Genomic DNA, 15,997 nt, shown 5'->3' with positions numbered 1-15,997 from the left:
TGAGGCAGCCGGAAAAATCCAACTTCCGGCGGTCCAAGGTTGGGGAGCAGGGCAGTAGGGAATGCTTCGCTCAGCACGAATGGCCGAAAAAACGGACGCACCGAAGCATTGAGAAGTCGTCTTGAAGGTCGGCAATGGGCCGTCAGCTTCAGGTAGTAGGAGGCAGGAGGGAACTGCGCGGTTTGTCCGCTCCAGTAGGTTCTCCGTCCATCTGGAGACGACGGTCAGAGCGCTAGTTGCGCAGAGACAAAATCAGCGCGTGATACGATGTCGGTGCGCGGCAGCTCCGTGATTTGGTATCCGAGGGCGGTGTAGGTCTCCCGTATGACGGCGCAGGTTGCTTTGGCCTCGGCGCGGGCCTGTGTGCGTTCGGTGTCCTGTGTGAAGATCTCATCCCAGTAGGGGGTAAGGAAGACGTGGGCGTTGTAGCGGGCTGCCTTGGCCGCGGTAACGACGTGGGGCGGCACGGAGAGCCCGCACAGGGTCAGGTAGCCTAGAATGTCGGGAATGCCGCGGTCGAAGATCACGGGGCCCGAGAGCGCCTTTGCGGCGCTGTAGGCGCTCAAGTCCCGCTCCAGCATCCGTTTGGCGTAGGTCATGCGATCCGCCCAGGGGAGGGCGTCTCCGCCGCTGGCCATTTCCTCGCGGATGATCGCGCGGCCGGATTCGGGGATTGTGTGGAAGCCACGACGGGCAAGCTCGGTGGTGAGGCCGGTCTTGCCCGCACCGGGCCCTCCCGTCGCGACGAAGAAATGGTCGCTCATGGGCCATCCTCGGGTTTGACAGGGGAGGGGCTGCGAAGCGATCAACACGCCATAGGCGTTGATCGAGGCAGCATGGATTTTCGTAGGGAAAACAGCACAAGTCTGCGCGGCAGAGGCAAATCCCCTGACAAGAAAGGCAGATCTATCCGTCACTTTTCAAAAGTTGGGACTTGTCACAAAGTTCTGCCTCTGGGGGTCAAAGTTTCCCTTTGATTTCAGCAGTCTAAAATCTCGATACTGAACCGAACCTGCCTTTTTCGTCAGATAAGTTTGCCTCTTACCGCACATGAAAAAGCCGGCGCAGTGGCCGGCTTCCCGTGAATTGTGGTTCAGAGAACGTCGCTTCGCCTGAAAATCATGTTGGCGCGCGGCCCAAGTGGAAGGGGCTGCGCCCCGCGATCGAGCTGGATCACAGCTTCGACGCCTGGCAGCCGCCCGCTCGCCGTTGCCAGCTCAACCACCGAGATATGGCTTTTGGAAAACCGCTCCATCGAGTTGGCGCAGACATACCGTCGCCTGCGTCCGCTCTTCAACTCGTCCACATGGCAAGACGTCAGAACGCCCGTGTCCATCAGGCCGCGGATCGTCCGGACGTTGAACCCGAGGATCTTGGCGGCTCGGGTGGGGTGCACGGTCCCGGCGTGATCCGTGTCAATGACTTCGCGCAATAGGGAGAGGGAGACGCCGAAATCCGGGAAGCGTGCGGTGGTGGGGTCGGGGGCATACAGCGGAAGGCGGTTTCTTAGAATGATCTCGACCACGCGCTCGGTCGGTATGCGGACATGATGCGATGCCGTCGCAATGTCGAGTAGGTCCTCCGCTTTGGGGCGCTCGACGCGCGCCCGCAGCTTCCCAAGGAACCCATCGAGGTCGCGCGGGTGATACATCGGCGAGGCATTCTTTTCGTCGAAATACTTCTCAACCAGTCCGGGCTTCGTCAGCTTGGTCATCATGAAACGCTCGACGCCAAGGTACCTTCCTGCATCGGTCGCGTTCAGAAGGGCGTCGAAATCGGTCGCGATGTCATTGATGATTTCTGTGGGCACGTAGCCGGTCAGGACAAAACCTTGGCCCGACGTTTTCCTCTCCGCGAGGCCCATTGAGGCCAGGCGGCGCGCCAGCTTCCAGCCAGACATGCCATAGCGCGAGCGCGCCGTCGAAAGCGAATGAACGTATTGTTCCGGGCAAGGTTGGCCCAGAACGATGTAGCCTTCGGAGATCGGAAAATTGCGGAAGATGAACTCTCGCACCAGATCACGGATCACATCGAACTGAGGGTCGTCGTCGCGGTGGCGCAACCACTCGAAGAACACGCGATAGCGGGTCCGGTAAAGGGTGTTGTCGACCGGATGCGCCCGCTGGATCTCCTTGAGCTTTTCCCGGAAAGCGTCTGGTCCGTGACGCAGGACTCCATAACCGGCAGTGCCTGCAGCCGCCCATTGCGCCGGCGTCACTGTTTCTCGCCGGGCTTTCGGGCCAAGGGTCAGCAGGAGCCCGAAGGCCTCGCAGGTCTGCGCCGCAACATGGAAGGGCAACCGGTCGAGCCACGTGTTTCCGGCACCTTTCTCGATCCTGTTTCTTAGATAGTGCTCGAACAAAAGGTCCTGATCGTTCGCGATTTGCGGTTCCGGGGGCGAAAAGCCAGAGGTCAGTCTGGTGACGTCGAACCGCTCTCGTGTCCCAGACGACGTGGGCAACGGCACGAGGTAACAGCCGTGCAAGCCGCAGGTGCGGATTGAGGTCAGCTGCCACAGCCCGAAATGCCCAGCATCGCTTTCGTTTGAAGCGTCTTGCAGGCATTGTGGGCAGCCTTTGAGAGCGGTTCGGCCGAAGGCCGTGAACTTGATCTCCTCCAGGCCCAGCCGGAACCAGCCAGGAGAGACTAGCGCAGGTGTGTGGCGATGCAGTGCCGCCTGATCGACATCGGCAAGTGAAGCCAATCGCGCGCAATCCTCTTGGTCGCCATTGGTCAGGTTCAGATAGTCGATCCCGAAGTCGGACAGGAACATAGCCATGCTTGACACGCCGTTGCGACGTGCCAATCGGGATGCGAGAGATGTTGCGGATTCGCCGTGGTGGTATTTCACGTTCAAGGGCAACGGCTTAACTGTCGAAAACATCATGTGCGGTTCTCCCGGGAAAACACCTGACGGGCGTCTATGCGCATGAAATCCGGCACGACAAACGGGTTGAACTCGGCATCGCAGGATGTCCGGCGATGATAGGCCCGGATGAAATTTTGCCGGTTCAGTGTCTCCTGCCCCTGCAGGTAGGCGTCCTCGATGGCGTCCAGGATCAGGACGATGGCGATGCCGAACTGGTTTGCCGCAGCGTGGACCACGCGTTCGCCATGGGACAATTCCAGCACGTCATCCTCTGGTTCGAGGTTCGCCCGCTCGCAGTAGCTTTCCAGCAGGTCGAGGATATCATCGCCATATGCCGCAGGAGACAGGCTCTCGAACCGGACGGTCTTCATGCGGCGGGCAAGCTGATGGTCGTGGTTGAGGATGTCTTCCAGCTCATTTGTGCCCGACAGAATGATCCCGACCGGCCATTCCGGGTCCGTCATCAAAGTCTTCAGCATGGATGTCACTGAATCGAGCTCGTGCTTGGTGCCCCGCGACGCAAGGTCCTGCGCCTCGTCCAAATGTACGAAGAGCACGCGTCGCTCCTTGAGATGATGTTGAACCAGGTCCCAGATGTACCAGGCGTGGCGATCGGCCCCGATGGGGTAGCCGAGCGCCCGAAGGAGCACCTGTCCGACGAATTTCAGCGTTGCGGGTGATGGCACCCGCAAGCTGACGATGGTTGAACCTCCGTAGCCCTGATCGGCCAGCCTCTGGCCTTCCTGGGCAAGCAGATGGGTGATTGCCGCGCTTTTTCCGGCCCCTGAATGGCCAGACAAAGCCAGCCCTTGCGCCTCGCTGATACGTCCGGTCTGAATGTCCACCAGACGCTTTTCAGCAAGTATGGAGAATCCTTCGGCCAGCGGGACGAAACGCTCATGGTGGACGAAATGCCCCTTCAGCTCAGCGATCCGCCGGGCTGCGTCGGTGACAAGTTCATGCTTCATCATCAAACCTCCAGCGCTTGCGGTTTTCGCGTCTCACACGATACTCAGCGGTGGGGCCCTTATCGTTTCTGTCAGGCTTCTCCGACTTGTCCTTGTCGCGCGGCGGGGTGATGGAGATCGCGTCATTGAGCAGATCGTTGCTCGGCGGGACGCGTCCCAACCGCTGTGCGTCAGAGCGGAGCGGATAGCGCAGTGCCGCATCTGCGCGCCCAACCTCTACGTCGGTCACGTGGAACGGTGTCAGGGCACGCAACGCGAACGCGCGACGGTTCGCCTCGGAAACCCGCTCGATGGCGCGTTGGACCATGGGCGCATCCAGCTTTGCGGCACTGGCGTGTGCATGCCGAACAGCCCTGACGCCCTCTCGCAGCTCTTCGAAGCTCACGCCCTCGAAGCCGGGCTGATTGGCGAGCGCGGGATACCAGGTTGCGCCGACCTTGACCGCGATCCACCCGATATCCTGCAAATCAGCCCTGATTTCCACCTCTCGGGTGGGAGAGTGCAGATAGGCCTCGCGCAGTGCTTCGCAGCTGTAGCTGAGCCCCGAGAACAGAACGCCCCCGTCATTGAGCTTCCGTGTCAACGGTCGGCCGAATGCCTTTCGGAGGCTCAGGCCATCTGGAACCGGAGGCGTCCCGTGTTCGGAAACCAGCCGCTTCCATGCTGCATTCGGGGTCTCCCCGTTCAATGATCCGTGTGGTTGGTTGTGATAGATATCAACGATATAGGTCAGCAGAACCTTGATCAGATCGTCGTCGCACAGGCAGGCGAGCATCTCGGAGGGATAGTCGCCGCGATCCACGGTGTCGAAGAAGGTCCGGCCCGCCAGGAGCGGCATGAGTTGATGCCCGAGCGTGCGGAAGAAGGACTCGATGTGCCCCCGCATCCAAGGAATCCCAGCCGGCGGCAGGTGAGATGTGATCCCAAGCGACGCTACCGTGGCCTGAAACGCATCCGAGACAAAGGCAGACCCCATGTCGGTCACGAGGGTTCCGATCCCGCCATGGTGATGCCATGTACTTTCGCATTCGGCCGCCTGAGCCAGCGGGGTCTTGTCCTCGAAAATCTGCCGCAGCGCGCGGATCGCATCATCCGAGTTCGGATTGTCGGCCAGTCGCATCGAAACGACACATTTCGTGGCACAATCGATCGCGATGTAGAGCCAGCGCCGTCCCATCTCGAAATTTTTCTGGCGCTCCTGCGGCAGGTGATCCCAGATGCCTGTCAGCGTCAGCAACGAGATGACGTCGAGCCTGTTCTCGTCCATCTCGACCCGCTCCATGGGGCGCGCGACGTCAGGACCGTTACTGCTCATGGCAAAATGTCTGGCAGCAGCTGCGGCACCATTCCGTTTGGCGTAGAGGTAAAACGGATCAGCCATGCCCAGACGACGTCGAATACTTGCAGCCGACGGAACGACCATCGCAGGCGCTCCCGCTTTGGCTCGTTTGCGGTTTTCCTCTTCGAAAAGGGCTTGGGTTTGCTTGATCGCCTGGACCTTGGTGGGGCGCTGCGTGTCGGCGTAGATTTCGATGACCTGATTCATCAGGGCTTCGGATCGCGGGCACCAAATCCGCGTTCGGTTCCCGGAGCGATGGGTTTCCGGGATGAGCGCAAGTGGTGAACCACTCGCAGATTGATAGGCGCGAACCCACTGAAATGCGGTTCGACTGCCCGGAAGGTTTCGAACCGTTATGTCCTTGCCGGGCCTTGCCTTCCTGGGAGCTGCAGCACCTTCCCCGACGAGCCGCTGCGTTTCTGCTGCCAGTCGAGGGCGCGCACGGTCATAGCCTTCCCGCGTGCGCTTGATGTCACCCTTGGCTTCGAGAGCCAGGAAAGCATCGCAGACCGCTTTCCGCCAAATCACCAGTCTGCCGATCTGCTCCGGCAATTCACTGATAACTTCAACTGGCTTGTTTAGCCGCATCTCCTGCGTAGCCCGGTCGAAGTAGCCGGCAAAATACGTTGTGTCCGGCCGACGCATCATCTCCACGAGCTCATGGTGGGAAAAGGTCTCCGTGATCCCCGGCTGACCAACGCGCTCGAAGGTGCCTCCGATGTCATTGATCTCAATGGGACGCATGGCAACGCCTGCTGTGGTGATCATGTCAGAGTTCGAGAAGCGGAAGCGCAGGGTCATGCCGTCACCTCCGCCAGCGAGGGGCGCGACCAGGCGAGTGTGCGGGCCGCTTCGGCGGCCGCGACCCTGTCAATGTGCTGGTCCGTGACGAGCAGCACGCGGTCCGCAAGGGATTTGGAGGCCGCTGCCGAAACGGCTTCGAGCTCCGAGGCGAAGTTCAGCTTCATGACCCGCTGCATGGGTTTGATGGCCACCGCGATGCGCTCGCCATCCGTCTTCGTGATCAGGAAATCGAAGATGTGCCGCGCAGGCCGACCGTCGTTGCCGACATAGGAGATCGCCGGCGGCTGCTCCTGGATGAGGTGCACGTCGTCTCGCACCAGCATCAGGCAGAGGAAGGCGTATTCGAGCGCACTCTCGAAGTGGATAAGGCGTGGGCGCCGGAAGCCAGGTAACATGGCGACCATTGAGCCTCTCAAGCTTCCCTTGGAGCGGCGCGCAGGAACACGGGTCGCGTGGCTCGGCTCCGGCCCGCGGTAGATCAGATTCTTCTTCATGATGATTGGAGCGCACCTCACCTGGGCGCCGATCCATATGGGTCGGAGCAGGTGCGGGGCAGCATCCCCCTATGTTTGAGATGAGTTTGACTGCCCTGCCGAGAGACGCCCCGGCAGGTTGACTTTTCGTGGGACTCAGGGGATGAATAAGGGGTCGGTTCCAAACGACACGCTATTCAAGCGCAGAACCTTGCCACGCCAATGGCAGGGTTTTTGCTTTTCCCGAGGTCAGGTTTTCCTTGCCGCGCTGCTCTCCTCTGCTGGGTATCGGTCGGGGAAAAGCTCGGCCGGTGTCGTGCCGACGGCATCGGCGAGAGCCTTTTCGATTTTCGAAGATCGACGCAGGCCCTGGCTCACCAGCGTGACTGTTGAGCGCAGTACCTCCAGCTCGCGTGCGACTGAGGCGATGGACTTGCCACGCAACCGCAGCTCCATCTTCAGGCGTTCATGAGCGGGGTTCACGGTGTGGAGCATTGACACTGTAACCATGGTTGCCGGGGCTTCGTGGGGCAGAGGGAATCAGCTATCAACGAGTCAGTCAAGGAGAACTGTTTAATATCAGTTGGTTATAATTTCAGCTGGAATTCCCCGCGCACCGGCGCGAAGAATTTCACCGGAGTTTTTGGACAGGAAGGATCCTAAATGGCGGTCCCTAGAGATTACCTGGCGGTGTCTGGTGATTGCATCATCATCGTGTCCGGTGAGCGAGGAGAACGTGTTCATCACGCCGAGCTCCTCGAGATGATGATGCGCAGCCGATCTTTGGCAGAGGTGCGGCAACGTTTCCATGGAAGCCGGTCCAACCTGCTCAAGACGTTGGCTCATTTCGGGTATGACTTCGACATGCTGCTCCGTGAGCAGTTTCAGGAGGGACATCGGGATGCCCAACTCGCGAGGCTCCACCGGGTCGATCAGAAATGGATCGCCGAGAAGCGCCGGGCATTGGGGTTTGCAAGTCACAAAGGTCGTCCGCGCGTCGAGCGCTCGGCAGAGGACGTCGCACAGGCCCTTCATGCAGCCGGAAGCTTTGTCGGCGCTGCAGATCTGCTGAGTATCAACCGTAAGACTTTCAAGAGGCTGCACGACGAAGCGCTTGATTGTGGGTTCGACATGGGATCCGACCGTCCAAGACCCGCGGTCGAACTGACGGACGCCGAAGGCCTTGTGCGCGCGCGAAGTGCAGCTGATCGCGTGGGCACGAAAACCGGCTATTCGTCTCATGAGATGAAGACGTTTTTTGATGATGGGTGGGAGGACTCCAGTTGAGGCGCGCCACGGACACTTCGAATGACGATGCTTGGGTGATCACGACCTGCCGGAAGGGCGGGAGCCGACATTCGGCCCCGTTCCCAGACATCGGCCGAACTTCCCAGAACCGGACCTTCACCGCACGGAGGAATCGAGCCAGCAGGATCTCGGCAGTCTGGGCGGGATGTATGTGCCGACTGCTGTTCGCAAGAGCTTTTGGCGTGGCTGCAGATATCGCTGATATGTATCCGGTCTATGTGTCGGCTCGCGGGCCGTGACCTTGTTGGATATACGCACGCACATCGATCTCATTAGCGGACAGGCTGACGCGGAGCCAATTCCGCCCTCAGATTCTGGGTGCGTAATTTATCCGTCCCATGCTGTTCTCCCTCGCGAACCTCTGTGCAGTCGCCGGGCGTCAGAGCGCTTCTGCGACCGTATCCATTCGGGCATCGAAGCCCCGGCCATGGCGCAGGACCGCCCATGCGATCCGGGTGAGCTTGTTGGCCAGTGCCACCGCCAACTTGTTGCGGTGCATGCGCAGGTCGGCTTCGGCCAGCCATGCCCCGAAACTGAGCCCGGGCCAGTTGTGCGGCCGCATCAGGATGATCTTCGCCGCCTGGATCAACAACGTTCGCAGATATCGGCTGCCAGGTTTCGAGATCCTGCCGAGCGTCGTGCGCCCGCCTGTACTGTATTGCCTTGGAACCAACCCGACCCAGGCGGCCATGTCTCGACCGCTTTCAAAAGCCTCACCCTTTCCCACCGCCGCGACAAGGGCCGTCGAGATGATCGGCCCCACGCCGGGGATCGTTCTCAGGTCCCGGCAGTGAGCCTCGCTTTGGCCGATACCCTCGATCTCGTCCGAGACCGCCTCGATCCGGACGTCGAGCCGCATCCAGTCGTCATGAAGATCCAGGATGATGTGGCGCATCCTCGGGGAAATCTCGTCCTGACGCTCATCCAGCACCGACAGCAGGGAATTCCGGACAGCGCGCAGCCCCTTGCGGATGGTGATACCCTGCTCGATCAGGAAGGCTCGGATCTGGTTGATGGTGGCGGTTCGCCGCGATACCAGACGCGACCGGACGCGATGCAGCGCCTGCAAGTCGAGCTGATCCTGGCTCTTCTCCGAAACGGTGCGCAGGTTCGGGCGCAACGCGGCCTCGGCGATTGCCTCGGCGTCGTTGTAGTCGTTCTTCTGGCCCTTGTTGAACGGCTTCACGTAGATCGCCGGGATGATCCGGGGCTCGAAGCCCATTCTCCGCAAGGTCCGGCTGACGAAATGCGCGCTGAGACAGGCCTCCATGCCAACGATGCAAGGCGGGAGCGTCTGGAAGGTCGCCACGAGGGCCAGGCGCTTGATCTTCTGTCGCAGCACGAGGCTGCCGTCGGAACTGAACCCGACGAGGTGAAAGACGTCCTTGCCGATGTCCATCCCGATGACGGCGACAGCAGAAAAATCTTGTCTGGTCTTGGCACTCATGATCGCTTCTCCTATGGGGCGGTGAACCCCTGAAGGCTATCACCGCCGGTGAAGCAGTCGGCACATTCCATTAGCAGACGTTCGCTGCGTTCTGGTTCAATGTCTCCTATGGAAAAAACCACCTATTCGACCAGGTCAGAAAAAGTTCGCTCGCAGAGAACTTTTTTCCTTGAAAGCTGACGATGCCATTCCCATATCCCTTTCGTGTAACAACGGAAGAAGTTCCTCATACCCAGCTTGGACTCGTTCAAGCGCGGAGGGGTTTTCCCCTCTACCACTTCTACCGCACACGGCCCGGAGGCCCCCGAGGGGGACGAGAGGACGGCGGCGGGCGAAGCAGACGCGATAGCAAGGACAGCTATCGCGTCTAGGCAAAGGGTTTAGTCGTCGGTTTCCGTTTTCTGTTGGGTGAGGACCCTTGGTTAGTGGCATCCGCTGTGGATGTTGCGCCGGGGCCAACAGAAAGGAGGAGCAATATGGCTCTCTCTGAAGATACACACCGACGGCGGCGGCGACGTCGGTTTTGGAGGAAACTCCGGAACCCTCGCACCGTGATGGTCATCCTTAGGGTGGCTATCTTCATCTACCGGCTTATCCGGTGTTTGATGGCGATTTTCGGATCGCCCGGCTAATCGCCGCCCGCCTAATGTCTAGGCGGGAAAGGCAAACGGGATGAAACGATGATACATGAAGCACTAAGGTTGATCCGAGTGTTCCATGACTTGAAACAGGTCGAACTGGCGGAAAAACTCGGCGTCTCGAAGTCCCATATTTCGGAGATCGAAAAGGGTAGAAAATCCCCCTCGCTCGATCTGATCCAGAGGTATGCGACAGAGTTCAAAATTCCGGTTTCTTCTATCATGTTCTTTGCGGAAGAGCTGCCGAACGCCAGGTCTGGCGACAAAATCCGTTCAAAAATTGCAGGCAAGGTCATCGACATTCTGCGTTTCGTTGAAAGGAAAGCAGATGCCGAAGACGCAGCCTGAAGAGGGTTACCAACTCAAGGATAGCCCGTTTTTCCGTCTCAGAAGCCGGAAGCAACTGGCCAAGCTTCTCAGAGTGTCCGCCGATACTTTGGACGAGATCAGCCACCGCCATGACCTGTACGTCCGCCGCTGGAAGCACAAGAAGCTAAAGGATGATGAAAAAGGCGCGTGGCTGAAACACCCTCCAACGCCGGAACAGGCGGAGAACTACCGCCCTATCGACATTCCCGACCCGCAGCTTAAAGCGATGCAAGGCCGCATTGGTGATCTTCTGGGGCGAGTGAAAGCCCCAGAGTTTCTTTTCAGCCCGGTAAAAGGACGCTCATACGTCGAAAACGCAGCGCACCACAAAGAGGCCAAGGCGTTCTGGCTGCTGGACGTCGCGGACTACTTCCCAAGTTGTTCAGCCAACAACGTCGCCCGATTTTTCCATCGGGAGCTTGAATGCTCTCGGGATGTAACCGCCGTTTTGGTTCACGTCGCAACTCTGGGCGGATGCCTGCCCCAAGGCTCTCCTTGTAGCCCGATCCTAGCCTACTACAGCAACAGCCATATCTGGCTTGCCGTCGAGAAGCTGGTGAGGGCGAAAGGGTGTAAACTAAGCCTCTATGCAGACGATATAACGATTTCTGGCGATGTCGTGCCCAAGGCGCTGATCTGGGAGATCAAAAAGCTTATCTTTGGCAACGGGCTGCGGTTAAAGACGTCAAAGGAGGTCAGCCTGATAAACGCCCCGGCTGATATCACAGGGGTCATTGTAAAGGATGGCGCTACACACCTTCCCAACCGCCAACTGAAGCGGCTTGCCGAGCTGAAGCAGGAGCGCGCCAATACGACGAACCCAAAGCTCCAGCAGCGGATCGACAATCAAATCGCGGGGCGCCTTTCTCAGCGGAAGCAAGTTGAAAACCCGAAGACTTGAAGAACGCAAAGCCGACCTTTTTTGGCGCCGGTTGAATAACCGATAAGGGCCGTTGTTTGGGTTTGCGGAGCGATCGCGTTCTTTGCAATGACACCTCAGCAGATTAACGTAAATCAAACATCTACACTACGAAAGCCGAGGAACATGAGCACGATAAGAACCGGAGCTGCGGGAGTTGACCTAGTGTCTCATCGTGTCCGAGGGCAGCTCAAGAGCGATTGGCAAGATGTCGATGCAGAAAATGACGATGCCGTGGACGGTATTGTCCTTCTAAGGCATCGCGAGAAGTTTTCGGGCAGGATGCTCTTTGTGCAGGTAAAGAGCGGCCTTAGTTTCAAGAAAGAAAGCAAGAGCTTGGGCAAAGACTCAATCGGCGTCGCCATTGGTAGAGGCTACATCGAAAAACACAGGTCGAGATGGAACGCGCTGCCGGGACCTGTAATCCTAGCTTACGTTGAAGACCCCGGCAGCCATAAGTCACCAATTTATTGGCAAGATCTTAAATCAGATGCCTCATACTCAAAAGTTAACTCTGATTTAGTCGTAATTCCCAGGAGGAAGACGTTTGGAAGTGAGGCAAAGGGTGAGCTACGCAAGATGGCGGGATCAGTTCCCGACAGCCATCCCCTTCAGGAAATCGATATGCGATCAACGAGGTCGCTGCTTGCGACTCCTGGTTTTTCCTTGAGGCTCGCAAAAGAGTTCTATCGGGAGTGGTCAAGCTCAACAGACCGCTTTCATCCTGAACTGGGGGAAATCTCCGTGACGAACGCAGGCTGGCGGCACATAACCCGGCAAGGAAGAAGACCAGACAACATATTAAATTCACTTTTGCTTCTTGAGGCTGCTAGAAAAATGGTTTCACAGGGCGCGGATTGGCGCCAGCTTGGATCGGCCAAAATCAATGAACGAACTGAAACTCTTGATATTCTAGATACGTTATCATTAAGGGCGAAGATAGTCTTTCGCCAACGCGCCGCAGCACCTGTTCAAGTGATTCTGCAACGGGTTCGCTCTGTTTGCCGGAAAACAGGCTCGACTGCCACGAAGATCAAATTTCTTAGCGTCCACGAGCTGCAGCGAGGAAACTCGAGGTATTATGGGGAAGTCTGATGAACCATGCGCCCAAGCGCTACTGAGACAACCCGAGGGATCTCACCCTTCATTTATGGCAGAAGGTGGCCGCAAACGCAGGTTCATCAAGTCATCCATATCTTAGCTTGCGCCGATATTCCACACGTATCCTACAGTTAATCGATGTCGGATTGTGGTCTGCTGCATTGCAGCGCGCTCAAGTTTCTCGAAGGGCAGGTTTGGGCCGGACTCGACGGGAGATCGCCAGGACGCCGCGGCCGTCACGAATGGCCGCTTCCGTGATCGGCGCTCGGCGCGCCCTTGGGGTATCGAACGTCAGCTATCGGCAGCGTGCGTCCCTGATCGCTTGGGGCGGACTGCGGACGTTCGCGGCCGTTCCGAGGTATTGGCCGAGCTTCCCCAGAGCAGACCCCCACCGGGCCCCGAAGCCGAGTCGGCCGGATCTCGAAGGTTGGGCGGGCAGCGGCCTTTCGCCGCGGAGGCAATCGAATCACCCAGGGAAAACGGAAGCCGACATTCAGAGCGGATCAAGATCGAGTTTTGTTCTGCATCACCGCATGACAGCACTGAGCCCTGTTGGCTGATGCTGCGACCTGTACCAACGACCGCTGTTAAAGAGTGACCCAAAAATATTCAAAATAAAATGCAGTTTTGCCAAGGGTTTGCGGCACAAGATTTCTCAACGATTTCGCCCAACAGCCTGTTCGTGACAAATGCGGCCGTTTTTGACCAATGGATACTGTCTGACCGTTGATGAAAAGTACAAAAATTTGATGTGGATTTGAAGTTAAGCGCCAAATCACGGCTAATTAAATGAGCAAACATCATCAGCAAACGCCTTGATTCTTTGGCGCGTCAATGACGCGAAGTACATGCGACTATATATGTCGGCGATGTCGCGACCGGCACTGATGTTTATTCCAGAGCTGAGCAATCCAGTGCAGACTGCTTGAATATCCAATAGCTGCGCTTCCAGATGGCCGCATTTTGCAGCTTCTCGGACGTGCATAAAGTAGGTGTCATACGCGGCGTCTACCTCTTCCATGTCTGCTTGATCGACCAGCTTTTCTACTGAGGGCTTCGATAGTCGAGCAGCGGCTAAATGGACGTCTGGTGAGCATCGAAAGCGTGGGGCAATTTTTTGATCTATAACGTGAGCGACATTTTCACCGACCCGTGCATCCAAGCTCGCCCATAATACTCCACACAAAGCACCGATCAATGTAGATACCTTAGCAGCGCGAACGAACGAATTCTTTGTTTCAGAAGACATTTATCTCTCCATCCCCACTCTCAGCTGATTAGTATGCCTCGGCGACGGGCAGCTTCAAGCTGTTCTTCACGACGTGCGACTTCACGGCGCACGGTATCGCGCAGTATCGTTGCAGCCTCGTCGGCTATTTTCCGGTTTTTGTCTGCTAGGCTCGGATTTAGAACAATTGCTTGCGGTTGCTCCGGCATCACACGGTTTGTTTCCGGGTACATCTCTGCGCTTTCTTTATATGCTGGGGTCGGTATTGTTGCTTGCTTCGCTAAAACATTCAGAGCTTCCAATTCTATCACGATCTGCACAGGACGTGTAGCCGCACCGGGCCGGTCTAATTCAGCCAGCAATTGTGCCCGTCGATCCAATACGGGGATGTTTTCAGAAGTGAATACACGGAGGTCTTCTAACGAGGCGCGTGCTGAAAGATCGTATCCGCCCTCCAATCGCCCATTCGAGCGATCAAGCAAAAGCCGTGCGTATTGAATTGCGCTAGCGACCGCGCCACCGACAAAAGCGCCTACTGCGATTCCGGCCAACGCACTGCCTCCCCGGTCACGAGCCACGGCATAGCCTAGACCAGCGCCGATGATGATGGATGCTTGCAAAACGCGCTGCCGTCTTGCCACGTCTTGCGTGATTGTGCCAGTAGTAGATGTACAGCCAGCCATAGCGGATGCGGTCATGCCAGTCATAAAGAATCTTCGTTTCATTGTGTTCATTGCACTTCTTTCATACTCCGGTACTGCACAGGCTCAGTCACAAGACCGCCTTTGGTCTGAGGCCGAACTTAGGAGCATCAGTAACACTGCGCTAGCTGTTTCAATTCATTCACTGCGCAACGCGTCACGCCCAGTTCAGGTTAGCATTCGTGACCAGCTTCTGGAAGAGGCCGGTCGGCGCGGGCAATTCTCTTCCGGAGACGCTGTCGTGCGAGCCATAGGTGGTCAAATTAGGTTTGACGACAACCTGTTTGATCTCCTAGCAGCGCGTGGCGTACCAACCCTTGGACACACGGCTCAAACACGATTGGGGCAAATGCTCGTGCTGTATTACTACACAGACTACATTCTTGTTGAGCAAAAACAGGTAGTTTTTCTTCTAAACGGCCGCGTATCTGGTCTGGCCGAAGCTAGAAGCGACGGCTCTTGGAACATAAGAGGCAGGCGGACGGATTTTTGGCAACCGCCAAGCGCCCCTGGATGGATGCGGTTAGCCCCGCCTGAAATAGATCGCTGCATAACACGCCAACAAAAGCTGGCGTGTATCCACGGGCTCAACGAGTTTATCCGTTGAGTGAATCGCTATGCGTCTGACTTTTCGCGTTCACACCGAAGTGTCGATAATTTTAGACTTCAATTCTAACTTTATCAGGCAAGTCGGTGTCTGATTGCATCATTTTGGCACACCATGTAGCCTGCTCCTCGTATCACCTGTGCCAGACATTCGGCAAGAACGACCATTTTTGGCAGGCCTCGACTTCGGTAAGCAGCCGTTCGCGCAACCGCAGCGAGATGGTAGTTCGGCCGCACTGCCGGCCTCGGATCGTCGGCAATGCTGCGCCGAGGCCCGAACGGCCGCTTCCGTGAGGCCGCGCCGCAGCGCTCATCAGGACAGCGAACGTCCGTTCGGGGCCGTTGGCTCATCCGGTTGTGGCCAGCTTCATCAGCTAAGCGGACGTCCGCTTGTGCGATTCGTCAACTGGCAACGGCAGGGGGCGGCGAACGGCCGCTACCGGCAGGGGAACGCGCCGTGACCGTTAGACAGGGGGAGTGCAGAGGAACCAGAGGAGCCGTGTGGATTGTCCGCTTCAGTAGTTCAGCCGCGGCATCTGGAGGTGACTGTTAGATAGCGAGCTGATTACAGATAAAGTCAGTGCGCCTTGCGATGTCCGTGCGCGGCAATTCGATGATCTCGTAGCCGAGCGCGACGTAGGTCTCGAACATAGCGGCACAGGTCGCTTCGGCCTCTGTCTGGCTCTGCTTCCGCTCGGTATCCTGCGTGAAGATCTCGTCCCAGTAGGGCGCCAGGAAGACGCGACGGTTGTAGCGAGCTGCCTTGGCCGCTGTGGCGATGTGGAGCGGCACCGGAAGCCCGCAAAGTTTCAGATAGCCAAGGACATCCGGAATGCCGCGATCGAAGATTACGGGGCCTGAGAGTGCGTGTGCGGCGCGGTGGGCGCGCAGATCCCGTTCCAACATCCGTTCGGCATAGGCCGCGCGAACCGCCCAGGGGAGGGCATCTCCGCCGCTCTGCATTTCCTCGCGAATGATCGCGCGGCCGGATTCGGGGATTGTGTGAAAGCCGCGGCGGGCAAGCTCGGCGATCAGGCTGGTCTTGCCCGCACCGAGGCCGCCCGTCAGGACGAAGAAACGGTCGCTCATGGGCCATCCTCGGGTTGGACAGGGGGAAGGGCTGCGAAGCGATCAACACGCCAAGGGCGCAGATCGAGGCAGCATGGATTTTCGTAGGGAAAACAACACCGATCTTCGCGGCAGAGGCAAATCCTCTGACAGGAAAGG

14 protein-coding genes are annotated in these 15,997 nt (G+C 58.0%); 4 read left to right on the top strand and 10 right to left on the bottom strand.

All coding sequences use genetic code 11. The features are described 5' to 3' along the window. Positions 1–224 precede the first annotated feature (224 nt). The 6 genes from BYZ73_RS09190 to BYZ73_RS09165 form a co-directional block, all read right to left on the bottom strand. Entirely contained in the window at positions 225–764 is a 540-nt protein-coding gene (locus BYZ73_RS09190; protein ID WP_112315728.1) for an AAA family ATPase, read from the bottom strand. A 329-nt stretch (positions 765–1,093) separates the two neighbouring features. After that, complete coding sequence (locus tag BYZ73_RS09185; protein WP_245943106.1) at positions 1,094–2,884, bottom strand: TniQ family protein; 1,791 nt, start codon at positions 2,882–2,884, stop codon at positions 1,094–1,096. Then, a complete protein-coding gene (locus BYZ73_RS09180) occupies positions 2,884–3,837 on the bottom strand; it encodes an ATP-binding protein (protein ID WP_181498008.1) in 954 nt (317 codons plus the stop codon). The genes BYZ73_RS09185 and BYZ73_RS09180 overlap by 1 nt, the downstream gene beginning before the upstream one ends. Further along, a complete protein-coding gene (locus BYZ73_RS09175) occupies positions 3,827–5,977 on the bottom strand; it encodes a DDE-type integrase/transposase/recombinase (RefSeq protein WP_112315725.1) in 2,151 nt (716 codons plus the stop codon). Before BYZ73_RS09175 ends, BYZ73_RS09180 begins: the two co-directional genes overlap by 11 nt. Continuing rightward, the gene (locus tag BYZ73_RS09170) at positions 5,974–6,474 is read right to left on the bottom strand and encodes a TnsA endonuclease N-terminal domain-containing protein (protein WP_245943101.1); all 501 of its coding nucleotides are present in this window, start codon (positions 6,472–6,474) and stop codon (positions 5,974–5,976) included. The genes BYZ73_RS09175 and BYZ73_RS09170 overlap by 4 nt, the downstream gene beginning before the upstream one ends. Positions 6,475–6,702: 228 nt before the next feature. Beyond that, complete coding sequence (locus tag BYZ73_RS09165) at positions 6,703–6,948, bottom strand: helix-turn-helix domain-containing protein (protein ID WP_245943100.1); 246 nt, start codon at positions 6,946–6,948, stop codon at positions 6,703–6,705. A 168-nt stretch (positions 6,949–7,116) separates the two neighbouring features. Here BYZ73_RS09165 and BYZ73_RS09160 point away from each other — a divergent pair, with 168 nt between their 5' ends. After that, on the top strand, positions 7,117–7,740 hold the full coding sequence (locus BYZ73_RS09160; RefSeq protein WP_112315722.1) for a hypothetical protein: 624 nt from the start codon (positions 7,117–7,119) through the stop codon (positions 7,738–7,740). A 400-nt stretch (positions 7,741–8,140) separates the two neighbouring features. Here BYZ73_RS09160 and BYZ73_RS09155 read toward each other — a convergent pair whose 3' ends face one another. After that, on the bottom strand, positions 8,141–9,208 hold the full coding sequence (locus BYZ73_RS09155) for an IS110 family RNA-guided transposase (protein ID WP_112315721.1): 1,068 nt from the start codon (positions 9,206–9,208) through the stop codon (positions 8,141–8,143). A gap of 680 nt (positions 9,209–9,888) precedes the next feature. Between BYZ73_RS09155 and BYZ73_RS09150 the strand changes: the two genes are divergently transcribed. From BYZ73_RS09150 to BYZ73_RS09140, 3 genes are all read left to right on the top strand, one after another. Next, positions 9,889–10,194, top strand: coding sequence for a helix-turn-helix transcriptional regulator (locus tag BYZ73_RS09150; RefSeq protein WP_108028896.1), 306 nt, complete (start codon positions 9,889–9,891; stop codon positions 10,192–10,194). Then, a complete protein-coding gene (locus BYZ73_RS09145; protein ID WP_112315720.1) occupies positions 10,175–11,116 on the top strand; it encodes a reverse transcriptase family protein in 942 nt (313 codons plus the stop codon). Before BYZ73_RS09150 ends, BYZ73_RS09145 begins: the two co-directional genes overlap by 20 nt. Positions 11,117–11,260: 144 nt before the next feature. After that, positions 11,261–12,229, top strand: a complete 969-nt coding sequence (locus BYZ73_RS09140; RefSeq protein WP_108028898.1) for a DUF4365 domain-containing protein — start codon at positions 11,261–11,263, stop codon at positions 12,227–12,229. A 787-nt stretch (positions 12,230–13,016) separates the two neighbouring features. On the opposite strand, the gene BYZ73_RS22380 is transcribed toward BYZ73_RS09140, so the two are convergent. The 3 genes from BYZ73_RS22380 to BYZ73_RS09135 form a co-directional block, all read right to left on the bottom strand. After that, positions 13,017–13,484, bottom strand: coding sequence for a hypothetical protein (locus tag BYZ73_RS22380; RefSeq protein WP_146746278.1), 468 nt, complete (start codon positions 13,482–13,484; stop codon positions 13,017–13,019). 20 nt (positions 13,485–13,504) lie between these two features. Then, positions 13,505–14,197, bottom strand: a complete 693-nt coding sequence (locus tag BYZ73_RS22375; RefSeq protein WP_146746277.1) for a hypothetical protein — start codon at positions 14,195–14,197, stop codon at positions 13,505–13,507. A gap of 1,122 nt (positions 14,198–15,319) precedes the next feature. After that, entirely contained in the window at positions 15,320–15,859 is a 540-nt protein-coding gene (locus tag BYZ73_RS09135) for an AAA family ATPase (RefSeq protein ID WP_112315719.1), read from the bottom strand. Positions 15,860–15,997 lie beyond the last annotated feature (138 nt).

It is taken from the genome of Rhodovulum viride, assembly GCF_003265965.1.
GTDB lineage: Bacteria > Pseudomonadota > Alphaproteobacteria > Rhodobacterales > Rhodobacteraceae > Rhodovulum > Rhodovulum kholense.
This window is presented reverse-complemented; position numbering and strand designations above follow the sequence as displayed.

What these genes read in the sequence shown, in the direction of transcription:
- BYZ73_RS09190 (WP_112315728.1), bottom strand. Translation starts at nt 764, where the DNA reads ATGAGCGACCATTTCTTCGTCGCGACGGGAGGGCCCGGTGCGGGCAAG.
- BYZ73_RS09185 (WP_245943106.1), bottom strand. Translation starts at nt 2,884, where the DNA reads ATGTTTTCGACAGTTAAGCCGTTGCCCTTGAACGTGAAATACCACCAC.
- BYZ73_RS09180 (WP_181498008.1), bottom strand. Translation starts at nt 3,837, where the DNA reads ATGAAGCATGAACTTGTCACCGACGCAGCCCGGCGGATCGCTGAGCTG.
- BYZ73_RS09175 (WP_112315725.1), bottom strand. Translation starts at nt 5,977, where the DNA reads ATGACCCTGCGCTTCCGCTTCTCGAACTCTGACATGATCACCACAGCA.
- BYZ73_RS09170 (WP_245943101.1), bottom strand. Translation starts at nt 6,474, where the DNA reads ATGAAGAAGAATCTGATCTACCGCGGGCCGGAGCCGAGCCACGCGACC.
- BYZ73_RS09165 (WP_245943100.1), bottom strand. Translation starts at nt 6,948, where the DNA reads ATGCTCCACACCGTGAACCCCGCTCATGAACGCCTGAAGATGGAGCTG.
- BYZ73_RS09160 (WP_112315722.1), top strand. Translation starts at nt 7,117, where the DNA reads ATGGCGGTCCCTAGAGATTACCTGGCGGTGTCTGGTGATTGCATCATC.
- BYZ73_RS09155 (WP_112315721.1), bottom strand. Translation starts at nt 9,208, where the DNA reads ATGAGTGCCAAGACCAGACAAGATTTTTCTGCTGTCGCCGTCATCGGG.
- BYZ73_RS09150 (WP_108028896.1), top strand. Translation starts at nt 9,889, where the DNA reads ATGATACATGAAGCACTAAGGTTGATCCGAGTGTTCCATGACTTGAAA.
- BYZ73_RS09145 (WP_112315720.1), top strand. Translation starts at nt 10,175, where the DNA reads ATGCCGAAGACGCAGCCTGAAGAGGGTTACCAACTCAAGGATAGCCCG.
- BYZ73_RS09140 (WP_108028898.1), top strand. Translation starts at nt 11,261, where the DNA reads ATGAGCACGATAAGAACCGGAGCTGCGGGAGTTGACCTAGTGTCTCAT.
- BYZ73_RS22380 (WP_146746278.1), bottom strand. Translation starts at nt 13,484, where the DNA reads ATGTCTTCTGAAACAAAGAATTCGTTCGTTCGCGCTGCTAAGGTATCT.
- BYZ73_RS22375 (WP_146746277.1), bottom strand. Translation starts at nt 14,197, where the DNA reads ATGAACACAATGAAACGAAGATTCTTTATGACTGGCATGACCGCATCC.
- BYZ73_RS09135 (WP_112315719.1), bottom strand. Translation starts at nt 15,859, where the DNA reads ATGAGCGACCGTTTCTTCGTCCTGACGGGCGGCCTCGGTGCGGGCAAG.